This is a genomic window from Pseudomonas sp. GM41(2012) (assembly GCF_000282315.2).
GTDB lineage: Bacteria > Pseudomonadota > Gammaproteobacteria > Pseudomonadales > Pseudomonadaceae > Aquipseudomonas.
In genome coordinates, this window is the sequence record NZ_AKJN02000006.1 from 2375862 (window position 1) to 2397457 (window position 21596).

The following is a 21596-nucleotide window of genomic DNA, read 5'->3' on the forward strand; positions in this document are numbered from 1 at the left end:
TGGCAAAGGTGTCAAGTGACAAGCGCTCACGATGAAGATGACCGTTCGTCAGTGGTGACTGACGAGTCATTCATTATCGCGGCGTGTAAACTGCGCGCCGGAACCTGCGCTGCGCATCACCTTGTACTGCCATCGCCCTGTCTTTAGAGGTGCTCTTGAAACCAACAGTCAGCCTACGGCGAGCGCAAAACCGACCGTATCTTGACCGGAACGCCTATTCCGGTCAATACGGCAAAATGGCCAGTCATAAGCCGCGTGACTTTGATTTCTCTGGCTTTGAGCCGATTCAAACAAACGTTTGTATTGGACGCTAGGAGTGGTGTAGATATAATGCGCCACCTTAGAGAGAAAGGTGGCTCATCGATTGTCCTCTTCCTGCATTGCGCAGGAATTCATGGATGCGACACCAAACCTCCAATTAGAAAAAAAAACTGTTGAGCCTTGAGTAGGAGATAACCTGTGGAACGCGAATACATGGAATTCGACGTGGTCATCGTCGGTGCCGGCCCCGCTGGTCTTTCCGCCGCCTGCCGATTGAAGCAGAAGGCCGCCGAAGCCGGTAAGGAAATCAGCGTCTGCGTGGTCGAAAAAGGCTCCGAAGTCGGTGCTCACATCCTGTCCGGCGCCGTGTTCGAACCACGCGCCCTGAACGAATTGTTCCCTGACTGGAAAGAACTCGGCGCCCCGCTGAATACGCCAGTCACCCGCGACGACATCTTCGTTCTCAAGAACGCCGACAGCGCGCAAAAGATTCCTGACCTTTTTGTGCCCAAGACCATGCACAACGAAGGCAACTACATCATCTCCCTGGGCAACCTGTGCCGCTGGCTGGCCCAGCAGGCCGAGAACCTGGGCGTGGAGATTTATCCAGGCTTCGCCGCTCAGGAAGCACTGTTCGACGAAAACGGCGTGGTTCGCGGGATCATCACCGGCGACCTGGGCGTTGACCGCGAAGGTAACCCGAAAGAAGGCCTGTACACCCCGGGCATGGAACTGCGTGGCAAGTACACGCTGTTCGCCGAAGGTTGCCGTGGCCACATCGGCAAGCAACTGATCAAGCGCTTCAACCTCGACAGCGATGCCGACGCCCAGCACTACGGCATCGGCCTGAAAGAAATCTGGGAAATCGACCCGGCCAAGCATCAACCAGGCCTGGTGGTCCACACCGCCGGCTGGCCGCTGGACATCATGGGCACCGAGAACACCGGTGGCTCGTTCCTCTATCACCTGGAAAACAACCAGGTCGTAGTCGGTCTGATCGTCGATCTTTCCTACAGCAACACCTTCCTGTCGCCGTTCGACGAGTTCCAGCGCCTCAAGCATCACCCGGTGCTCAAGCAGTACCTGGAAGGCGGCAAGCGCATCAGCTACGGCGCTCGCGCCATCTGCAAAGGCGGCCTGAACTCGCTGCCGAAAATGGTCTTCAAGGGCGGCGCGCTGATCGGTTGCGACCTCGGCACCCTGAACTTCGCCAAGATCAAAGGCAGCCACACCGCGATGAAGTCCGGCATGCTCGCCGCTGAATCCGTGGCCGAGGCGCTGTTCGCTGAAAAGGACGGCACCGAAGAGCTGACCACTTACGTCGACGCGTTCAAGAAGAGCTGGCTCTACGACGAACTGTTCGCCAGCCGCAACTTCGGCCCGGCGATCCACAAGTTCGGCGCCATCGTCGGCGGCGGTTTCAACTGGCTCGACCAGAACATCTTCGGCGGCAAACTGCCGTTCACCTTGCACGACACCAAGCCGGATTACGCTTGCCTCAAGCTTGCGGCCGACTGCAAGAAGATCGATTACCCGAAACCGGACGGCAAGATCAGCTTCGACAAACTCAGCTCGGTGTTCATCTCGGGTACCAACCACGAAGAAGAGCAGCCGTGCCACCTGAAGCTGACCGATCCGAGCATCCCGATCGCCAAGAACCTGCCGCTCTACGATGAGCCTGCCCAGCGTTACTGCCCGGCCGGCGTGTACGAAGTGGTGACCATGGAAGACGGCGAGAAGCGCTTCCAGATCAACGCCCAGAACTGCGTTCACTGCAAGACCTGCGACATCAAGGACCCTGCACAGAACATCACCTGGGTGGCGCCGGAAGGCTCTGGCGGCCCGACCTACCCGAACATGTAAGTCGAATGCCTGAACATCAAGGCTCCCGAAATGGGGGCCTTTTTGTTGCCTGCAATTGTAGGAGCCGAGCTTGCTCGCGATGGCGGTGTGTCAAACAACGATGATGTCGGATGATAAACCGCTATCGCGAGCAAGCTTTGCTCCTACAGGGGATCAGTGGTGTATCAGGCAGCGCGTTCGTCACCGGGATTACGCTCGAAGTAGCGCTTGTACTCGCGACTGAACTGCGACGTACTTTGATACCCGACCCGATGCGCCACCTGCGCCACGCCCAAACCTTCGGCCACCAGCAACGTCTGCGCCTTGAGCAAGCGCAAGCGCTTCAAGTACTGCACCGGCGACAACAACGTGCTGCGTTTGAAATGCTCGTGAAAGGTCGACGCACTCATGTTCGCGCAACTGGCCAGGGTTTCGACGTTCAGCGGCTCGGTGTAATGCGCATGCAGATGGCTGAGCGACGCCGCGATCCGGGCGAACTGCCCCTGCTGCTCGACCAGCGCCCGCAGCACATCGGCTTGCGGCCCGCGCAAGGCGACGAACAACAACTCACGCAACCGCGCCTGCCCCATGACCTGGCATTCCAGCGGATCGTGCAGGCAACGCAGCAGCCGTTCAACACAACCACGCATCGCATCGTCGAGCACCGCCGAGGTCATGGACGCTGGCGTTTGCGCCGCAATACTACGCCCCGGCGCCAGCCCCATGGCCAAGACCAACTCACCGAGCAACACCCGGTCAATGGCGATGGAAACACCCAGCATCGGGCCATCGGGGGCTGAAAACGTCTCGCATTCAAACGGCACCGGCAATGCCTGAATCAAATAATGCCCGGCACCGTACTCCAGCGTACGCGGCCCCAGATACGCCAGTTTGCTGCCCTGGGCGATGATGACCAGACTCGGCTCGTAAATCTGCGGACCACGCGCCACATCACAACTGGCCCGCAAAACCTGCACACCCGGCAACGCCGTGGAAACGAAACCGTCGCGATTAGTCAAAGGCTGAATCAGCGAAACCAGCGTGGCATTGGCATCCAGATGACGGGTCAACAACATGAGGGCTCTTCACAAAAAAGTCGCGGAAATAGGGATGAAAGCATCATCGCAGGTCTGATGGCCAATGCGACCCATTGAAGGCTGATGCCGGAGGATTAGGCATGACACCCGGAGGAATCGCCATGGCCGGTGGCCGGTGCGGCGCCCAGAATGCGCCACCTCACCCGTCACAGCTTTTGCGAGGTTCATCATGTACACCGCCATCGGATACGCCGCCCAGTCGGCCACCACTCCCCTCGCCCCCGTGAAATTCGAGCGCCGCAGCCCACGGCCCGACGACGTAGCGATCGATATTCTCTACTGCGGCGTCTGCCATTCCGACATCCATCAAGCACGCAACGAGTGGGGCATTGCCGTTTACCCACTGATGCCCGGCCACGAGATCGTAGGCAAAGTTACCGCCGTCGGTGCGAACGTCACCCAACATAAAGTCGGCGATCTGGTCGGTGTCGGCTGCATGGTCGATTCGTGCCGCAGCTGCGAAGCCTGCCAATCGAACCTCGAGCAATACTGCCTCGAAGGTCCGACCATGACCTACGCCACCCCGGATCGCGTTGATGGCAGCAACACCATGGGCGGCTATTCCGACAGCATCGTGGTCAGCGAACACTTCGTGGTGCGCATCCCCGAGAAACTCGATCTGGCCAGCGCTGCGCCAATCCTCTGCGCCGGCATCACCACCTATTCACCGCTCAAGCACTATGGTGTGAAGGCGGGTGACAAGGTCGGGATTCTCGGCATGGGTGGCCTCGGCCACATGGGCATCAAGTTCGCCAAGGCGATGGGCGCCGAAGTCACGCTGTTCACTCGCTCGGCGAGCAAGGCTGAAGAAGGTCGTCGCCAGGGTGCGGACCACGTGATCGTGTCCACCGATGCCGAACAGATGAAGGCCGCCGCAGGACATTTCGACTTCCTGCTGGACACCATTCCGGTGCAGCACGACCTCAATCCCTACCTCGATACGTTGCGTTTCGACGGCGTGCACATTCTGGTGGGCTTGATTGAACCGATCGACCCACCGGTCCACGCTGCGAAACTGGTATTGGGCCGTCGTGTGCTGGCCGGCTCGCTGATCGGCGGCATCGCAGAAACCCAGGAAGTGCTGGACTTCTGCGCCGAACACAACATCACCTGCGACATCGAAATGCTCGACATCCGCCAGATCAACGAGGCTTACGCCCGCATGATCGCCGGTGATGTGAAGTATCGTTTCGTGATCGACATGGCAACGCTGAAGGTCTAAACCTTAGCGCCAAGCTCCGCCGAAAGCCGAGCCGTGACCCCTTTGATCAGGGGAATCAGCTCGGCCATTTTCTCCAGCGGCATGTACGGCACGGTGCTGGCGATGCTGATGCCGGCAACGATGCGCTTGCTGGCATCACGGATCGGCGCCGCCACGCAGCGGATCGACGGTTCGTTGTCTTCCAGATCGAACGCATAACCGCCCGCCACATACTCGACCATGCGCTGCTGAAACTGCTCCCAGGACTGCTCCGGGTGCTGCGGCCAGAACTGATTTTTCCCACCCGCCGGCAAGCTGACTTCGTACAGCCGCTGCCATTCTTCCTGCGTGTCATCGAGCATCAGCGCCTTGCCGATCCCGGTGCGCGCCAACGGCATGCGATGGCCGACCCGCGAACGCATTTCCGGGCCATTGCGCCCCGGATTCTTGTGCAGGTACAGCACCTCGTCACCTTCACGAATCGCCAGGTGAATGGTGTCGCCGGTCAACGCCGACAACTCATCCAGATAAGGCCCGGCCAATGTGACCAGCGGCAATTCTTCACGCGCCTGGAAGCCCAGCTCGATCAACTTCGGCCCCAACAGATAACCGACTTGCGGCACCACACGCAGATAACGCTCGTCCACCAGGCAACTGGCCAGACGATGAGTGGTGCTGCGCGTCGTGCCGATCAGCCGGGCGATCTCCTTGAGATCGCGGGCACCACTGGCCACGGCCTGAACCACACCCAAACCACGAAGCAGTGTCTGGGTGCCGGTCGGGGCGGCGTCCTTGGCGATTTTTGGGGCGTCTTCCTGCATATCCAGCCTTTACCGTTGAGCGAGTGAACGGGCGGCATTATGGTCGCCCGCATGCCGCAACTACAACTTGATACGCTCGACTTTGCCGACCAGCAAGATGTAGGAAAGCGCACCAATCAACGCCAGAACCGAGATATAGGTGATCGCGGGAGCGAACGAATCACCGGTAGCCAGGAAACCGATGACGATCGGCGTGGTAATCGCCGACAGGTTGCCGATGAAATTGAACACCCCGCCGGTTAACCCGAGCAATCGCGCCGGGGCCAACGTTGACACCAGCGACCAGGTGATCGAAGCCAACCCGTTACCGAAGAACGCCAACGCGAGGAAGGCAATCACCAGCGGTGTCGACTCGACGAAGTTGGCGCCGATGATCGAGGTGGAAATCAGCAGGCCGCCAATGATCGGCAACTTGCGGGCGAAACCCACGGTGTAGCCGCGGCGGATCAGCCAGTCGGAAAAGAACCCCGAACACAGCACACCGACGAAGGCGGCGAGAAACGGCAGCGACGCCAACAGGCCGGACTTGATGAAGTCCATGCCGCGATATTTCACCAGGTAGGTCGGGAACCATGTCAGAAAAAACCACAACGTCGAGTTGAGGCAGAACTGGCCAAGGTAGATGCCCCATAACTTGCGCTTGGTCAGAACGATGCCGAGGTCGACCCAGCTGAATTTGGCTTTGACTTTGGCTTGTTCAGCCTGGATATCCACCAGCCCGCCGCCCTCGCGGATCAGGTCGATTTCGGCGTCATTGGCGCCTTTGAAATCCCGTGGCTCGCGATACACCGCGTACCAGATCACGGCCCAGAGAATGCCCACCGCACCGGTGCTGACAAACACCATGTGCCAGCCATATTGATGCTGCAGCCAGGCCAATACCGGCGTCAGGAACGCCAGGCCGACGAATTGCCCGGAGGTATAGAAACCGATGGCCGTGGCGCGTTCGCGCTCGGGGAACCAGGTGGTGACCACACGGCTGTTGATCGGGTACGCCGGCGCTTCCAGCGCACCGACTGCCATGCGCAACACGAACAGTGCGATGAAGCTGGCGGCGAAGCCGAGCATGACGGTGGCGATCGACCACAGCAGCAGTGCGACGCTGTAGAGGATACGCGGTGGAACCCGATCCACCAGCCAGCCGCCGGGGATTTGCATGGCGGCGTAGGTCCAGCCGAATGCCGAGAAAATCAGCCCGACGTGGATCGGGTCGATGCCCAGTTCGCTGGTGAGTGCCGGGGCGGCGATGGACAGGTTGCTACGGTCCAGGTAGTTGATCACCACGGTGATGAACAGCAGCACCATGATGAAAAAACGCTTGCGACTGGGCGTCACCAACGACGCCTGCCCGGTGAGGGTTTGCGGTTGCATGAGGAATGCCTCTTCTTATGTTTATTGAGGTCGATGTGAAACGCAGATCTCGCTAACCATGGAGATCAAACTGTGGGAGTGAGCCTGCTCGCGATTGCGGTATTTCAGTCGACTGCGATATTGGCCGATAGATTGCTATCGCGAGCAGGCTCGCTCCCACAGGGGATTGGGGTGGATTAGAGATCACTCACCACTCAGCAAAACTGCCATCGGCATGGCGCCAGATCGGGTTGCGCCAGCGGTGGCCGACGGCCGCGCGTTCGATGACGTATTCCTCGTTGATCTCGATCCCCAGGCCCGGGCCATTGGGGATTTTCACGAAGCCTTTGTCGTAGTCGAACACCCGCGGATCCTTGACGTAATCCAGCAGGTCATTGCTCTCGTTGTAATGAATGCCCAGGCTCTGTTCCTGGATGAACGCGTTGTAGCAAACAGCATCCAGCTGCAAACACGCCGCCAGTGCAATCGGGCCCAACGGGCAATGCAGCGCCAGCGCCACGTCGTAGGCTTCGGCCATGTTGGCGATCTTGCGGGTTTCGGTGATGCCGCCGGCGTGAGACGCGTCCGGCTGGATGATGTCGACGTAACCTTCGCTGAGCACACGCTTGAAATCCCAGCGCGAGAACAGCCGCTCACCGAGGGCAATCGGGGTGCTGGTCAGCGGCGCCAGTTCTTTCAGCGCTTCGTAGTTTTCGCTGAGCACCGGCTCTTCGATGAACATCAGTTTGTACGGATCGAGTTCCTTCATCAGCACCTTGGCCATGGGCTTGTGCACCCGACCATGGAAGTCGACGCCGATGCCGACGTTCGGGCCCACCGCATCACGCACGGCAGCGACGTTGGCCAGGGCCAGGTCGACTTTTTCGAAGGAATCGAGGAATTGCAGCTCTTCGGTGCCATTCATTTTCACCGCAGTGAAACCACGCTCGACCGCCTCTTTCGCGGCGCGAGCCGTGTCCGCTGGCCGGTCGCCGCCAATCCACGAATAGACGCGAATCTTGTCCCGCACCTGCCCACCGAGCAGATCGCTGACCGACACACCCAGCGCTTTGCCCTTGATGTCCCACAACGCCTGGTCGATACCGGCCAGCGCACTCATGTGGATCGCGCCGCCCCGGTAGAAGCCGCCGCGGTAAAGCACGGTCCAGATGTCTTCGATGTTGCGTGGGTCTTTGCCGATCAGGTAGTCGGACAATTCTTCAACGGCGGCAGCAACGGTGTGAGCGCGGCCTTCGACCACGGGCTCGCCCCAACCGGTCACGCCCTCGTCGGTTTCGACCTTGAGGAAGCACCAGCGCGGCGGAACGATGAAGGTGGTCAGTTTGGTGATTTTCATCTTGTGCTCTCTTTTTATAAATGCAGCTCTTATAGATGTAGCGCGCTCGGCGCCAAAAAGTCTTAACGCAGAGCGTTCCATACAGCGACATATGCCTTGGCGTTTACGGCCACTTCCTCAGGTGTCATGCCCGGTTTGAACAACCCGGAACCGAGGCCGAAACCTTTGACGCCCGCGTCGATAAACACCTGCATGTTGTCCGGCGTGATCCCACCGACCGGCGCCAGAATCGTTCCCGCAGGCAGCACCGCGAGCCAGGCTTTGACGACTGCCGGGCCCATCTGCTCGGCCGGGAACATCTTCAGCACGTCCGCCCCCTCGGCCAATGCCGCAAAGGCTTCAGTCGGCGTCGCCACACCCGGCGACAGGAACAACCCCGCCGCTTTCGCTGCGCGCAACACCTTGGCATCACTGTGCGGCATGACGATCACCTGACCGCCCGCCGCTTTCACTTGCTCGACCTGCTCCGGCGTCAACACTGTGCCGGCACCGATCAGGCAATCGGCGGGCAAGGTACTGCGCAGGATGCGGATACTTTCGTACGGCTCAGGGGAATTGAGCGGCACTTCGATGACGCGAAATCCGGCGGCGTAAAGGACTTCGCCGATGGCTGCCGCTTCTTGCGGGCGCAGGCCACGCAAAATCGCGATCAGACCGTTTTGCGCCAATGCTTGCTTGAGCATGTCAGACCTCCAGTCAGGTTTAACGGGATGAGTTGGGTGTGATCAGTCCGGCGGCAACCGCCAACTGCCACAAGCCGCGTTCGGTGGCCTGCTCGGCCAGGGTCACCCGGGCAAAACCACAGGCGTCGAGCGCCCGGCTGTAGCGGGCACAGAGTTGGGCATTACCGATGAGGACGATCGAAGGCAGATGAACGCTGTTGCGTCGGCGTCGCTGAACAGTCGCCAACGCTGACAGTTCATGGCCGATCAACAGACCGGACAAGTAATCCGGTTGAGCGGTGGCGCTGAGCTCGCCAGTCAACCCGAGGCTGCGGGCACTGAACAATGTCGACAACGGCCCGATCTCGCCATCCGCCGACAGGGCCACCTGCACACCACGATCAAAGGCTTGGCCATCGAAGGTCGCGCCCTTTTGCTGGGTGCGCCCCAAAATGCTGTGTTCGCTGAGCACGGCAAAGACTTCGCCGGTCATGAAGGTATCGAAATGCACGATGCAGCCGTCGGCCACTTCCACCCATTTCGAATGACTGCCCGGCAGGCCGATCAACAGATCGTTGCCCGCCTCACCCGGCAGATTGTGCAGAACGCCGAGCACTTGGGTTTCTTCGCCGCGCATCACGTTCGGCAAACGAGACCGCTGAATCACGCCCGGCACGATGTGCACATCGACACCGCGAAGACTGCGAACCGTTTGTAGGGAGATTCCGAGATTGGCGACGTTCGCCGGCGTATCGCGGTAAGCCGCTTCACGCCAGCCTTGGGCGCTGCCGACCATGCCGCAAGCAATCACCGGCAAATCGGGCTGCGCGTCGAGCCAGTCACCGCAGGCCTCATCGAAGGCCAGTTCAAAACCGTCGGTACATTCCTGACCCGCGATCATTCGCGGCGTCCTGGGCAGCTGCATGATCCCCGACGACAGCGAACGCTGTTCGAGCACCTGGCCACCCGCGGCGAGTTTGTAAGCACGTAATGAGGTTGTCCCCCAATCGAGCGCGATCAATTGCGCCAGCATCGCTTCACCTGTTTTGTTTATTGGCAGTGAGTGAGCTGGACTATAAACCCGGACGCAGTAAAATCTCAATATATAAATATAGATCCCATATATTGAGATGAAGTCAAAAAAAGATCGCAGCCTTCGGCAGCTCCTACGGATAGGTGTAGGAGCTGCCGAAGGCTGCGATCTTTAGTAGAGGCTGGTTGCGATCTAGCCCTCGGCAAACTCCCGCAACACAGCCCCATCCATCCGATACCGCACCCACTCTTCCTGCGGCTGCGCACCCAAGGATTTGTAGAACTCGATCGCCGGTTTGTTCCAGTCCAGCACGCTCCACTCAAATCGACCGCAATCATTGGCGCAGGCGATTTTCGCCAAGTGGCGCAGCAAGGTTTTACCGGCGCCGCCACCACGCTGATCGGGGGTGATGTAGAGGTCTTCGAGGTACAGGCAGTTGCTGCCAAGCCACGTGGAATAACTGAAGAAGAACACCGCGAAGCCAATCGGCAAGCCGTCGCGCAAACAGATCAGGCCGTGGGCGGTGGCGCCTTCGCTGAACAGGCTGCGCTCGATGTCGGCGACGCTGGCGATGACTTCGTGGCGGGCACGTTCGTAGTCGGCCAATTCGGTGATGAACCCGAGGATTTGCAGTGCATCGCTCGGGGTCGCCGGGCGGATCTCGATCGTCATGGACGTGCCTTCGTCAAAAGTTGAAAACGCCATACTAAGTCGGCAAGCAGCGCTCGTCACACTGGAAATTCAAAGCTGATCCATGGAGCATGTGTAGCAGGGCTATGTCGCTGCAAAGACGCTTTCACTTAACAGGATGTTTATGAACACTGATGCTTTCGCGCCACTGCAACTTCTCGCTGCGCAACTGCTGCCCCACGCGCTGGAACCGTCGGAAGATGGTGCCCATGATCTGTCGCACTTGCAGCGGGTCTGGCACAACGTGCGCACGCTTCACGCTGAAGAAGGTGGCGATCTTGAGGTGCTGCTCGCGGCCGTGCTTTTGCATGATTGCGTGGCGGTAGAGAAGAACTCGCCGTTGCGTTCTCAGGCGTCCCGGCTGGCTGCCGAGAAGGCATCGAAATTGTTGGCGGACATGGCCTGGCCAGACGCAAAAGTCAGCGCGGTTGCCCATGCCATCGAAGCGCACAGTTTTTCCGCCAACATCGCGCCAACCACGCTCGAAGCCAAAATCATGCAGGACGCCGACCGCCTCGATTCCCTCGGCATGCTCGGTGTGGCGCGGACCTTTTACATCGCCGGACGTATGGGCAGCGCGTTGTACGACCCAGAGGATCCCGAGGCGAAGGCACGGGAATACGATGACAAACGTTTTTGCCTCGACCATTTCCAGACCAAGCTGCTGCACCTGGCGGATGGATTCCAGACGACCACCGGCCAACGTCTGGCGCGGATTCGTCACGAGCGCCTGAAGGGCTTCATGGAGCTGTTCAAGGAAGAAATAGGCGTCTGCTAAACGCATTACTCCGGCCAGCGCTAACCCTGAAATCAATAACCTCAGACCTAACATCGACGCCTTGCGTGATAGATAGATGAAGCTCTCTTCTATCGGGTCAAGGAACCGCGTCATGCCTAGCGCAACACCCCACGTCTCAAGCAGGTTGTTCGGCCTGTTTTGCCTGGCCAGCTATTTGCTGTCGCTGTCCTATGGCTCGACCTTTTTGCTGTCGCTGTTGATCGGTTCCCGCGGCGGTAACGAGCACGATGCCGGCAGTGTGATTTCGGCGGCGATGCTCAGTACGTTTGCAGCGGTGATCGTCTCCGGGCACTTGTCCGATTTGCTCGGCGCGGCGCGCTCGATTGCGCTGTTCGGCATTCTGCTGGTGGCCGCCAGCCTGGGTTTCGCCTTGGCACCAGGCTTCGGCAATTTGCTGTTGTTTTTCGGACTCTTGCTGGGGCTGGGTTGGGGCGTGTTCTACACCCTAGGGCCGATCATCGTGGCGAGTCTGGTAACGCCTGCCCAACGCGCGAAATACTTTGCGCTGTTGTCGGGCAGCATGATGACCGGGATCGGCAGCGGTCCCTTGTTAGGCCGCGCTGCCAGTGCCCTCGGCTATCCGGTCACCGCGGCGTTTTACCTTGCGGCGCTGGCCAGCCTGATCGGCGTGTTGCTGTTCTGGCGGCTGGATTCGCAGCTGAAAAAAGCGCCCGCCCACTCGGCAGCGGTGTCGAGAATTTCCTGGCGTGCAGCGGCGCAAGTGCTGTCGTCCAGAGCGGTATTCCCGATCATCATGGTCGGGCTTGGTGGTTGCGTTTTCGGCGGTCTGTCGAGTTTTCAAACCAGCTACGCGGCGGCGCGTTCACTCGACTATTCACTGTTCTTCCTCGGTTTCATGAGCGCAGCGATCAGCAGCCGCATGCTGATCGCCGGTTTCGTGGTCAAGCGCGACCCGTTCCGGGCGTCCTGCCTGCTGTCGGGCTTGATGATGGGCTCGATCCTGATGTTCGGGTTTGTCGTCGACGACGGGTTCAGCTACGTGCTGGCGGCGGTGATGCTCGGGGTCGGTTACGGGCTGACCTATTCGGTGATCAACGGCCTGGCGGCCAACGAGGCGCCGAACGGCACCACCGCGCAGTCCTTGCTGCTGTTCAGCCTGTCCTACTTTATCGGCGTGTTCGGTTTTCCGTTGCTGGCCGGGAAAATCATCGTGGAACAGGGGATGGCGACGCTGTTGCTCACGGTATTGGCGGTTGCGGTACTGAATTGGCTGATCAGCGTCGGCCGGCTGGTCTGGCGTCGAGCCGTTACCCACAAAGCGTTGCAGCAGGCCTGGACCATTCGTCGTTCATCAGGCACCAATCCAAATCGGGGGCGGACCAATATCAGATAAGGAGTCTAATTAAATGGACCTGTCCACACCCATGAAGAGGTAACCATGGACGTCGATAACAACCTTGAGAAAGAAGTCCTGACCCGTCTGCTACATGCCCATCCAAGCGGTTTGGGCAAAGAGGTCCTGGACAATTACCGGGGGGAGAGAGTCGTGGCCAGCACCCTTGCCACGCTGCAGGATCGTGGATTGATCCAGCATGGTCATGTGACCTGCAACGAGGCCGGTGAGCACTCGTTGAACTTGCCGATCAAACTCAGTGCCGCAGGGGTTGAGGCGGCGCGCAAGCTGGACGTTTAACAGCGGATGTAGGAGCTGGCGAAGCCTGCGATCTTTTGATCTTCAAGCATTCAAAGCAAAAGATCGCAGCCTGCGGCAGCTCCTACGAGCAGAAGGAGAAATCCCATGCCTCGTGGAAGCAAAGACAAGTACACCGCCGAGCAGAAACGCAAGGCCGAACACATCGAAGAGAGCTACGAGCACAAGGGTGTCTCGAAAGAAGAGGCCGAAGCTCGGGCCTGGGCGACCGTCAACAAGCAGTCGGGTGGCGGTGAGCGCAAAGGTGGTTCCGGACGCAAGAAACCGGCGAGTGCCAAGGCCGAAGATCGCAAGGAATCAGCTCGTCGTGCGGTGGCCAGCCGTGAAGGTCATTCGCGTAACAGCAAGGCTTCGCGTGAAACCCAGACCGTCGACAGTTTGATGAAAGAAGCCCGGGCGAAGAAGATTCCGGGACGGTCGGGCATGCGCAAGCAGGAGTTGATCGAGGCGTTGCGCAAGGTTGGGTAAGGCCAGGATTTGTGTTGAATTTGATGGCCCCATCGCGAGCAGGCTTACTCCCACACTGGATCTGTGAACGACACAAATCCCCTGTGGGAGCGAGCCTGCTCGCGATGGCGGCCGATCAGGCGCCGCAGCTCTTGCGGATCAAATCATCCACCTCAGCCGTTCCCGGCGAAGTCGCCGGCCCCCATCGAGTCACCGCCAACGCAGCCGCCGCATTAGCCCGCCGCGCCGCCTCACTCGCCGACAATCCTTGCGCCAACCCGGCCACAAACACCCCGGCATGCGCATCCCCCGCGCCATTACTGTCCACCGCCTCAACCTTGAAACCCGGCACATGCCGAAGGTCTCCACGCTGGCTGATCCAGCACCCCTGCGGGCCGTCACGCACCACCATCAACACATCGGCCGGCAGATGATCGGCCAACCGGTTCAATGCCTCGGCAATGTCCGTCGCACCGGTAAACTTCAGCGCCTCGACGCTGTTGCTGGTCCACAAATCGATGCGCGCCAGCAAGGCTTGCATCAACGGCTCATCCGGCGAATCCACCAGCGGGCCAGGATCGAACACCACGTTGATTCCTCGCGGCAAATCCACCACCCAATCCACCAGCGCCTGGGCTTTGCCACCATGCAGCAGGCTGTAGCCGCTGACGTAGACATAGTCACCCGCCTCGGCCGGCACGCTGGCCAAGTCCTCGGCCGTCAGCTCACCTTCGGCACCGATATAGGAAATGAAACTGCGCTCGGCCGACGCCTCGGTCAACGCGACGCACAATCCCGTATCCCGTTCGGCACGACGAGTGATGCCAATCCGAATGCCTTCAGCGTTCATCGCTTCACGGGCAAGATCACCGAAACGCCCAGTGCCGTGGCGCCCGAGGTAAACCACCGGCAAACCATTGCGCTGGGCGGCAGCCATCACATTGAAGCCGCCGCCAGCCTCGAAACTGGCGGATTGCGCCAGCACGTCACCGCCCGAATGCGGCAGTTTGTTCACGGCCATGACCAGGTCGATCATGACCTGGCCGGTGTGCAGCAATCTAGGCATGAGCGTTCTCGGTCAACGCGGCGCGGCGATCCTTGGCGCCACCGAGTACAAAATAAATCCCGCCCGCCACCAGGAACGTCACGATCCAGCCGAGGCCGTTATGACCCAGCCAGGAGTCGGACAGGAAGCCGCGGAACCACACGGTTTGTTCGGTCGTGCCGATGGTGGTGAAGCTGAAGCCCAGCACGATCGCCAACGCCCACGCACCGAAGGCGCGCCACTCGACACCGCCGCTGTACCAGTAAGCGCTGCTCGGGCTGACGTCCAGCAGGTCTTTGGGGCTGTAGTAATGACGATGGATCAGGTCAACAACGAAGATCCCGACCCACGCAGTGATCGGCACCGCCAGCAGCGAAATGAAGGTAATGAACGGGCCGTAGAAACTGTCGGCGATCAGCATGAAATAGATCGAACCGGCGAAGATCGCGACGATGTCCACCACCACCGCGTAGACGCGTTTGACCTTCAAGCCGAGTGTCAGCGTGGTCAAACCGGCGGAGTACACCGACAGATTGTTCGACAGCAGCAGCCCACCGAACGCGGTGATCAGGTACGGCACGGCCATCCAGGTCGGCAGCATGTCTCGGATCGCGATGATCGGGTCGGTGGCCGAGGCCAGGTCGTTGTTGCCCACTGACAGCAAGCCGCCGAGGGTGATCAGCAGCACCAGTGGAATCCCCGCACCAAACGCCGCCGACGCCACCAGGCGTGCGGCTTTGACGCTGCGGTGCTGGTAGCGCGACATGTCGGCACCGGCGTTGGCCCAACCAATCCCGGTGCCCGCGGCCATGGTGCCGACGCCGATGATCATCGCGCTAAGCGGCGCCGGCGTGGCGTTGAACACCGCGCTCCAATCGATGGTGGCGCAGAGGAAACCGCCGACCAGAATGTTCAGCGCACCGAACACGTAGGTGGCCCACTTCTGGATCACCAGCAAGGTGGCGTGACCGAGACCCGACACCGACAGGGTCAGCAGCACGAAAATCGCAATGAAGATCAACGTCAGCACGGGTGCGCTTTTGGCTTCCACCGGCGAGCCGAACAAGATCGAGCACAGCGACAACAACACGAACGCGGCGGTGGTGGTGTTGACGGTTTCCCAGCCCAGACGCGACATCAGCGAGACCAGGGTCGGGCCGATGTTGCCGCGTACACCGAAGATCGCTCGCGACAACGTCAGGCTCGGGGCGCGACCACGGCGACCGGCAATGGAAATGATCCCGACCACTGCGAAGGAGCCGGCAGCACCCAGGATGGCGACGATGATCGCCTGCCAGATCGCCAAGCCGCGAAAGGCTACAAGGGTCGCGCCCAGCGGCAGGCCGAGGATGGAGATGTTGGCAGCAAACCAGACCCAGAACAGCTGCAGCGGATGACCGTTGCACTCCGCTTCCGGCACGGGCTCGATGCCTCGGGTTTCCAGTTGCCCGGCGCTTTGCCCGGCGTTTGATGAACTCATGTGAAATGCTCCTGTTGCCTTTGTTGTGGTTGTGGGCAATTGCGGAAGTCGACATAACATCCCGGCGGTCCTGGCCGTGTTTGTGCTTTCCGTTGCGGGTTATCAAATCAAGTAGGCGGCGCGCCCTTCGCGAGCAAGCCCGCTCCCACACTGGATCTGTGAACGACATGGATTCCCTGTGGGAGCGAGCCTGCTCGCGATAGCGTCAGTCCGATCAACGCAAAGCCAGGAGTCCTTTCACTAGGGGTTCCAGCTCCAGATCATTGACAGCTTTGACCTTGTCGATCATCGCCGCCGGCCAACTCTCAAGGCCCAGGCAGGCCCCGAGCATGGCGCCGAGAATCGCCGCGATGGTGTCCGTGTCGCCACCAAGGCTCGCGGCCATGCACAGCGCTTCGAACGCGTTCATTTCACCAATGGCCACTTGCTGGGCCAAGGCAAACGAGACCACCACCGATTCCTGTGAAGCCACCGAAGTGCCGATCACGTCGTACATCAAATCCGCCAACAATGCGTTGTTACTGTCGACGCTGATGGTCCGCGCCCAACTGATGCGCGAGGCAATGCGTCCGCCGGCCACCCAGTTACCGTGGCCTTCAGCTTGCAGAGCGATTTGCTGGCCTAGGTTCAACGCTTCGCCCAGGTCCATGCCGTTGATACCGGCCGAGACCACCGCCGCCACCGCCGCCGCGCTGGAAATGCCCAACGTGGTGTTGTGGGTGACCTGGCAAGCTTGCACGACAGCGTTGATGAATCGCTCAGGATCGGCGACATCCGCCGCGATCCCTACCGGCGTGATGCGCATCGCCGCGCCATTGGTGGTGCCGTAGCGCCCCGCTTCTTCCGGCGAGTGGCCGGCGAGGATCATTTCGATGGCACGTTTGGTCGAAGGGCCGAGCAAGTCTTGCGAGCCCTTGGCCTGCATCGCGGCTTCCCATTCAATCAACCGTTGGGCTAACAGCGACGGTTCGATCCGGCCCTCGCCTTCAACCAGCAATTGGCCGACCAGAATCGCCTGTTCGGTGTCATCGGTGATCGAGCCTTTGAGCATGTTGGCGGCGATCGGTTGATCGGGGCCTGCGTCTTCCAGGCCAGTGATTTCGCCGAAGCGCGCCTTGATCTCGGCGCGGCTCAGGGATTGGGTCGGCATGCCCAGGGCATCGCCCAGAGCCAGTCCGTAGAACGCGCCCAATGCACGGTTGAGCGCGGTCATTTTGACTCTCCAAACTGCAGGTGCAGACGAAAATGCACCGGATCGAGCAAGCTTTCGACCTGCTCCATGAAGCGGTTTTGCCGGTCGTAAGTGGTGCGCAAGGCCTTGAGGAACACCGTGCCTTCCGGACGGCCGAGCAGTTCGGCGTCTTCGGCGTTCAAGGGTTCAGCGCCGATCCATTGATCGCCGCGCTCGCCGATATAGCCGTAGGCGGCCAGGGTGATGGTCAGGGAGTTGTCGATAAGGCCGACCCGCGGCAGGCTTTCCAGGCCTCCGGTGGCGGGCATCAATGAGCGTTCAAGGGAGACCAGCTTGCCTTCGTTGGAACGGCGGCGGCGGTCGAGGGTGATGAATTGGTCGGTGCCGAAACGTGGCAGCAGGTCAGGACGGGTGACCGCCTCCAGCCGCAGCACTTCGGTATTGATCAGCGCCCCGCTGTCGGCCAGGGCCTGGGCCCAGCCGCTGCGTTGATCGAGCACCACGCCGTCGAAGGTGACGATGGAACCCACCCCGCTTTGCGTCGCGATGTAGTTGCGCCGTTTCAACTCAGCCAGGGCTTCGCGCAGCGTGCCGCGGCTGACTTTGAATTCTTGAGCCAATTGATGCTCGCCCGGCAACAGAAAGCCGTCCTCCATGAGGCCGCTTTCGATGCGCCGGATGAGTTCGTCGACCACCCGTTGTTTCTTGTCAAATCGTACCTGTCTAATCATGTACAAAGAGATACCCGAAACGGGCTACAGCGGGCAAGGAATATTTAGGGGAAGTGACGGGAGGTGGGATGTTCGAAAGCGTGTGGTGTCAGGTGAATCCACCCCTCACCCCAACCCTCTCCCCAAGGGGTAGAGGGGGCTGACCGAGGAGTTTGGAGGATTTACTGCGACCTGAAATACCAAGTCGAACTCAGGTTTTGAAAGCGATAGATATCTGCTCCCTTTCCCCCTCTCCCCACTGGGGAGAGGGTTGGGGTGAGGGGGCTCTTGATCTCAGCGTTGTTTGAGGCGGTCGATCACGACGGCCAACAGCAAGATCGAGCCGCGAATCACATACTGATAAAACGTATCGATATTCTTCAGGTTCATCGCATTCTCGATGATCGCCAAAATCAGCACCCCGGCAATCACATGCCGGATCATGCCGATCCCGCCGCTCAACGACACCCCGCCCAACACACACGCCGAGATCACCGTCAGCTCAAAACCCTGGCCAATCATCGGCTGTCCGGACGTCATGCGCGAAGCCAGGATTACCCCGGCCAACGCCCCGATCACGCCGTGCACGGCAAAGATAATGATCTTGGTCCGGTCAACGTTCACCCCGGCCAGCAACGCTGCTTCCTGGTTACCGCCGATGGCCATGGTGTTGCGCCCGTAGGTGGTGTAGTTCAGCAGCCAGCCGAAAAACAGGAAGCACACGATGGTGATCAGGATCGGCACCGGCACACCCAGCAACTGGCCGTTACCGAAGACGAAGAACTGCTCTTGCGACACGCCCACCGCTTTGCCGTTGGCGAAGATGTAAGCCAGGCCGCGAACGATCTGCATGGTCGCCAGAGTGGTGATCAACGCATTGACCCGCAACTTGGCGATCACGATGCCGTTGATCAACCCGACGATCAGCCCCATGAACAGCGCCGCCACCACACCGAGAAACACGCTATCGGTGTCGCGCATCACCACCGCCGCAACCACGCCGGCGCAGGCAATCACCGAGCCCACCGACAAATCGAAGTGCCCGGACGCCAGGCAATACAACATGGTGCACGCGGCAATCCCCGTCGTCGAAATCGCCAGGCCCAGGCCGCGCATGTTCAGCGGCGAGAGGAAGTTGTCGATCAGCAAGGTGCAGAGCACGAAGATCCCGACGGCCGCCAGCAGCATCACCCAGTCATCGAGAAAGCGCCGCAGGTCCAGAGGTTTGTGCTGGGTGGGCAAAGCGTTGTTTTGGATTGTCATAGTCACCTCTCAGTTCGCCACGCCGTCAGCGCGTTGGCGCGGCAAAGCCAGTTGCAGCAGGTTGGATTCATTGGCCTCTGCGCGAGACAACTCGCCGCGCATCGCGCCTTCGCAGAGCACCAGGATGCGGTCGGAAATACCCATCACTTCCATCAGGTCGCTGGAGACCACAATCACCGCGATGCCGCTGGCGGCCAGGTTGTGGATGATCTGGTAGATCTCGGCTTTGGCGCCGATGTCGATGCCGCGAGTCGGTTCGTCGAGCAGCAGCACTTTCATCGGCATCGACAGCCAGCGGCCGAGAATGGCCTTCTGCTGATTGCCGCCGGACAGGTACATGATTTTCTGCGCCGCGTTGGGGGTCTTCACTTTCAGCGCCTTGATCTGCTTGTCGGCGTTGTCTTTCTCCCACAGGCCACGCAACAGGCAGCCGAAGGTGGAATGAGCGCCGCGGGCGCTGATGTTGATGTTTTCGGCGACGCTGGCGAGCGGCAGGATCCCCTCTTTCTTGCGGTCCTCGGGGCACAGCAGAATCCCGGCGGCAATCGCATCGCGGGGTGAACGCAACTTCAGTTCATGGCCGCGCAATTCCAGGCGTCCGGCGGTGTTGCGCTCAAGCCCGCTGAGCATGCGGAACAGCTCGGTGCGACCGGCGCCGACCAAACCGAACAGCCCGAGAATCTCGCCTTTGTGCACCTCGAAACTCACCGGTTCACGCAAACCCGGCCCCAGCAAACCGTCGACCTTGAGCGCCACCGCGCCACGCTGACGTTGGCGGTAATCGTAGATGTCCTGAATGTCGCGACCGACCATGCAGGTCACCAACTGATCGTGAGTCAGTTCGCTCATGTCTTCGAACGTGCGCACAAAGCGACCGTCCTTGAACACCGTCACCGCGTTGCAGATGCGGAACACTTCTTCCATGCGATGGGAGACGTAAAGCACCACTTTGCCTTCGTCGCGCAGGCGACCGATGATCGCCATCAAACGATCAATCTCCCGTGCCGACAGGCTGCTGGTCGGTTCGTCAAACGCGATCACATGCGCACCACGGGACAAGGCCTTGGCGATTTCCACCAGTTGCCGCTGACCGAGGGACAGACGCCCTACTTTCTCTTGCGGATCGATTTCATCGGCCAGGCCTTTGAGACAGGCCAATGCTTGTTGGCGCAACGCGCCGCGATTGATCAGGCCGAAACTGGCCGGCAGATGACCGAGGAACAGGTTCTCTGCCACGGTCATTTCCGGGACCAGATGCAACTCTTGATGGATCACGGCGACGCCACTGCCGATGCTGTCGGCGGTGGATTTGAAGACCCTCGTCTGCTCGCCGATCTGCAGGTCGCCGCTGCTCGGGGTGTAAGCCCCGCCGAGGATTTTCAGCAGGGTCGATTTACCGGCGCCGTTCTCGCCCATCAAGGCGTGAACCTGGCCCGGGTGGGCGACGAAGCTGATGCCATCCAGCGCCTTCACCCCGGGAAAGGTCTTGCCGATCCCGTTGAAGCGCAAGCTGCCACTGCCACTAAAAGAACAGCTGTTGTGTTGTTGTGTTGTTGTTTGCGCCATAACCACCTCATCACACAGATCAGGCAGCCCCGTCGCCAGGGCCACCGATGAAATCAACCGTGCCTCAGTTCCAGAGGCCGATCTTTTCCAGTTCCTGCTTGAAGTTCTCGCGAGTGATCAGCGTTACGTCGTCCATCGCGGTGTACTTCGGCGGCTCTTTGCCGGTGGTGACCCACTCGTGCATCATGCTGGCGGTGTTGTAGCCCTCGATGTGCGGGCTCGGCAGCATCGAGCCGAAGAAGCCGCTGTTGGCCTTCTTCAATTCGCCGATGGCGTCAGTGCCGTTGATGCCGATGCCGATCACGTTGGCCGCGGCAAAACCGGCGCTTTCGGTGGCGCGCACGCCGCCCAGCACGGTGTTGTCGTTCATGCCGCCGATGATCAGGTTTTTCGCCGCGCTCGGCAGCTTCACCAGCGCCGAATTGGTGGCGTCCATGCTGCCGGGTACGTCGAGGGTTTTCAGCGCCGAGAACAGGATGTGGTCTTTCGGCATGCCGGCGTCTTCCAGCGCTTTGACCGAACCGTCTGTGCGTTTCTTGCCGGTGTCGAGTTCGTTGAAGGTGTTGATCACCGCGTAGGTGTCTTTCCAGTCCCAGCCACGTTTCTTCGCTTCGGTGGCCATGGCGCTGCCCTGTTTCTGGCCGACTTCGAACGCGGCCATGCCGAGGTACGGAACGTCTTCCATGAACTTGCCGCCGGCATCAACGAAGCGGTCATCGACGGCGATGACTTTCAAACCGTTGAGCTTGGCCTTGGCCATGATTGCAGGGCCGAGGGATACGTCTGGCGGGCAGATCACAAAGCCCTTGGCACCGTTGGCGGCGAGGCTGTCGATGGCCGAGAGGGTTTTCTCGCCGTCCGGCACGGCGATCTTGATGACGGTGAAGCCCTTCTCTTTCCCGGCCTTTTCGGCAAATGCCCATTCGGTCTGGAACCAGGGCTCTTCCGCCTGCTTGACCAGAAAACCGATCTTCACTTCCTCGGCCGCCAGCAACGAACTGCTCAGGCTGACCGCGGTGACCGCCAAAGCGGCACAGCACAGGGAACGGATCCCACGACGACGATTCATAAGCTGACTCCTTGTTATTTTTTTTGAGCGTTATTTGAA

The 21596-nt window shown here is 60.2% G+C and carries 20 protein-coding genes; 6 read left to right on the forward strand and 14 right to left on the reverse strand.

Features of this window, described 5'->3' with window-relative positions; all coding sequences use genetic code 11:
• Positions 1-459: 459 nt before the first annotated feature.
• Positions 460-2124, forward strand: a complete 1665-nt coding sequence (locus PMI27_RS15270) for an electron transfer flavoprotein-ubiquinone oxidoreductase (protein WP_008152265.1) — start codon at positions 460-462, stop codon at positions 2122-2124.
• 164 nt (positions 2125-2288) lie between these two features.
• Here PMI27_RS15270 and PMI27_RS15265 read toward each other — a convergent pair whose 3' ends face one another.
• Positions 2289-3179: an AraC family transcriptional regulator gene (locus PMI27_RS15265; RefSeq protein ID WP_008152267.1), complete on the reverse strand. Its 891-nt coding sequence runs from the start codon at positions 3177-3179 to the stop codon at positions 2289-2291.
• A gap of 190 nt (positions 3180-3369) precedes the next feature.
• Between PMI27_RS15265 and PMI27_RS15260 the strand changes: the two genes are divergently transcribed.
• Complete coding sequence (locus PMI27_RS15260) at positions 3370-4422, forward strand: NAD(P)-dependent alcohol dehydrogenase (RefSeq protein ID WP_008152269.1); 1053 nt, start codon at positions 3370-3372, stop codon at positions 4420-4422.
• Here PMI27_RS15260 and PMI27_RS15255 read toward each other — a convergent pair.
• The 6 genes from PMI27_RS15255 to PMI27_RS15230 all read right to left on the reverse strand — a co-directional run bounded on the left by PMI27_RS15255 (position 4419) and on the right by PMI27_RS15230 (position 10296).
• The gene (locus tag PMI27_RS15255) at positions 4419-5222 is read right to left on the reverse strand and encodes an IclR family transcriptional regulator (protein WP_008152270.1); all 804 of its coding nucleotides are present in this window, start codon (positions 5220-5222) and stop codon (positions 4419-4421) included. The two genes, PMI27_RS15260 and PMI27_RS15255, sit on opposite strands and share 4 nt — an antisense overlap.
• Positions 5223-5282: 60 nt before the next feature.
• A complete protein-coding gene (locus tag PMI27_RS15250) occupies positions 5283-6593 on the reverse strand; it encodes an MFS transporter (RefSeq protein WP_008152272.1) in 1311 nt (436 codons plus the stop codon).
• Positions 6594-6780: 187 nt separating this feature from the next.
• Positions 6781-7929: a galactonate dehydratase gene (gene dgoD / locus PMI27_RS15245; protein WP_008152275.1), complete on the reverse strand. Its 1149-nt coding sequence runs from the start codon at positions 7927-7929 to the stop codon at positions 6781-6783.
• Positions 7930-7991: 62 nt separating this feature from the next.
• Entirely contained in the window at positions 7992-8612 is a 621-nt protein-coding gene (locus PMI27_RS15240) for a 2-dehydro-3-deoxy-6-phosphogalactonate aldolase (RefSeq protein WP_008152276.1), read from the reverse strand.
• 19 nt (positions 8613-8631) lie between these two features.
• Positions 8632-9624 (reverse strand): 2-dehydro-3-deoxygalactonokinase, encoded by a 993-nt coding sequence (locus PMI27_RS15235; RefSeq protein ID WP_008152277.1) that lies wholly within the window; start codon positions 9622-9624, stop codon positions 8632-8634.
• A 192-nt stretch (positions 9625-9816) separates the two neighbouring features.
• Positions 9817-10296: a GNAT family N-acetyltransferase gene (locus PMI27_RS15230; protein ID WP_008152279.1), complete on the reverse strand. Its 480-nt coding sequence runs from the start codon at positions 10294-10296 to the stop codon at positions 9817-9819.
• Positions 10297-10438: 142 nt separating this feature from the next.
• Here PMI27_RS15230 and PMI27_RS15225 point away from each other — a divergent pair, with 142 nt between their 5' ends.
• The 4 genes from PMI27_RS15225 (at position 10439) to PMI27_RS15210 (ending at position 13253) form a co-directional block, all read left to right on the forward strand.
• Positions 10439-11092: an HD domain-containing protein gene (locus tag PMI27_RS15225; RefSeq protein WP_008152280.1), complete on the forward strand. Its 654-nt coding sequence runs from the start codon at positions 10439-10441 to the stop codon at positions 11090-11092.
• Between the two features lie 112 nt (positions 11093-11204).
• A complete protein-coding gene (locus tag PMI27_RS15220; protein WP_008152283.1) occupies positions 11205-12467 on the forward strand; it encodes an MFS transporter in 1263 nt (420 codons plus the stop codon).
• 45 nt (positions 12468-12512) lie between these two features.
• A complete protein-coding gene (locus PMI27_RS15215) occupies positions 12513-12767 on the forward strand; it encodes a hypothetical protein (RefSeq protein WP_008152285.1) in 255 nt (84 codons plus the stop codon).
• Positions 12768-12872: 105 nt separating this feature from the next.
• Complete coding sequence (locus PMI27_RS15210; protein WP_008152286.1) at positions 12873-13253, forward strand: Rho termination factor N-terminal domain-containing protein; 381 nt, start codon at positions 12873-12875, stop codon at positions 13251-13253.
• 115 nt (positions 13254-13368) lie between these two features.
• Here the strand turns inward: PMI27_RS15210 and PMI27_RS15205 are convergent, their stop codons facing one another.
• The 7 genes from PMI27_RS15205 to PMI27_RS15175 form a co-directional block, all read right to left on the reverse strand.
• Positions 13369-14298: a PfkB family carbohydrate kinase gene (locus tag PMI27_RS15205; protein WP_008152288.1), complete on the reverse strand. Its 930-nt coding sequence runs from the start codon at positions 14296-14298 to the stop codon at positions 13369-13371.
• Entirely contained in the window at positions 14291-15757 is a 1467-nt protein-coding gene (locus PMI27_RS15200) for a purine-cytosine permease family protein (RefSeq protein ID WP_008152290.1), read from the reverse strand. The genes PMI27_RS15205 and PMI27_RS15200 overlap by 8 nt, the downstream gene beginning before the upstream one ends.
• 214 nt (positions 15758-15971) lie before the next feature.
• Entirely contained in the window at positions 15972-16970 is a 999-nt protein-coding gene (locus tag PMI27_RS15195) for an ADP-ribosylglycohydrolase family protein (RefSeq protein WP_008152293.1), read from the reverse strand.
• The gene (locus tag PMI27_RS15190) at positions 16967-17680 is read right to left on the reverse strand and encodes a GntR family transcriptional regulator (protein WP_008152295.1); all 714 of its coding nucleotides are present in this window, start codon (positions 17678-17680) and stop codon (positions 16967-16969) included. The genes PMI27_RS15195 and PMI27_RS15190 overlap by 4 nt, the downstream gene beginning before the upstream one ends.
• A gap of 273 nt (positions 17681-17953) precedes the next feature.
• A complete protein-coding gene (gene araH / locus PMI27_RS15185) occupies positions 17954-18922 on the reverse strand; it encodes an L-arabinose ABC transporter permease AraH (protein WP_008152297.1) in 969 nt (322 codons plus the stop codon).
• Positions 18923-18931: 9 nt separating this feature from the next.
• Complete coding sequence (gene araG, locus PMI27_RS15180) at positions 18932-20488, reverse strand: L-arabinose ABC transporter ATP-binding protein AraG (RefSeq protein WP_008152301.1); 1557 nt, start codon at positions 20486-20488, stop codon at positions 18932-18934.
• A gap of 64 nt (positions 20489-20552) precedes the next feature.
• Positions 20553-21557 carry a substrate-binding domain-containing protein gene (locus PMI27_RS15175; protein WP_008152303.1) on the reverse strand — a complete coding sequence of 335 codons (1005 nt, stop codon included), beginning with the start codon at positions 21555-21557 and terminating at the stop codon, positions 20553-20555.
• Between the last annotated feature and the right edge of the window lie 39 nt (positions 21558-21596).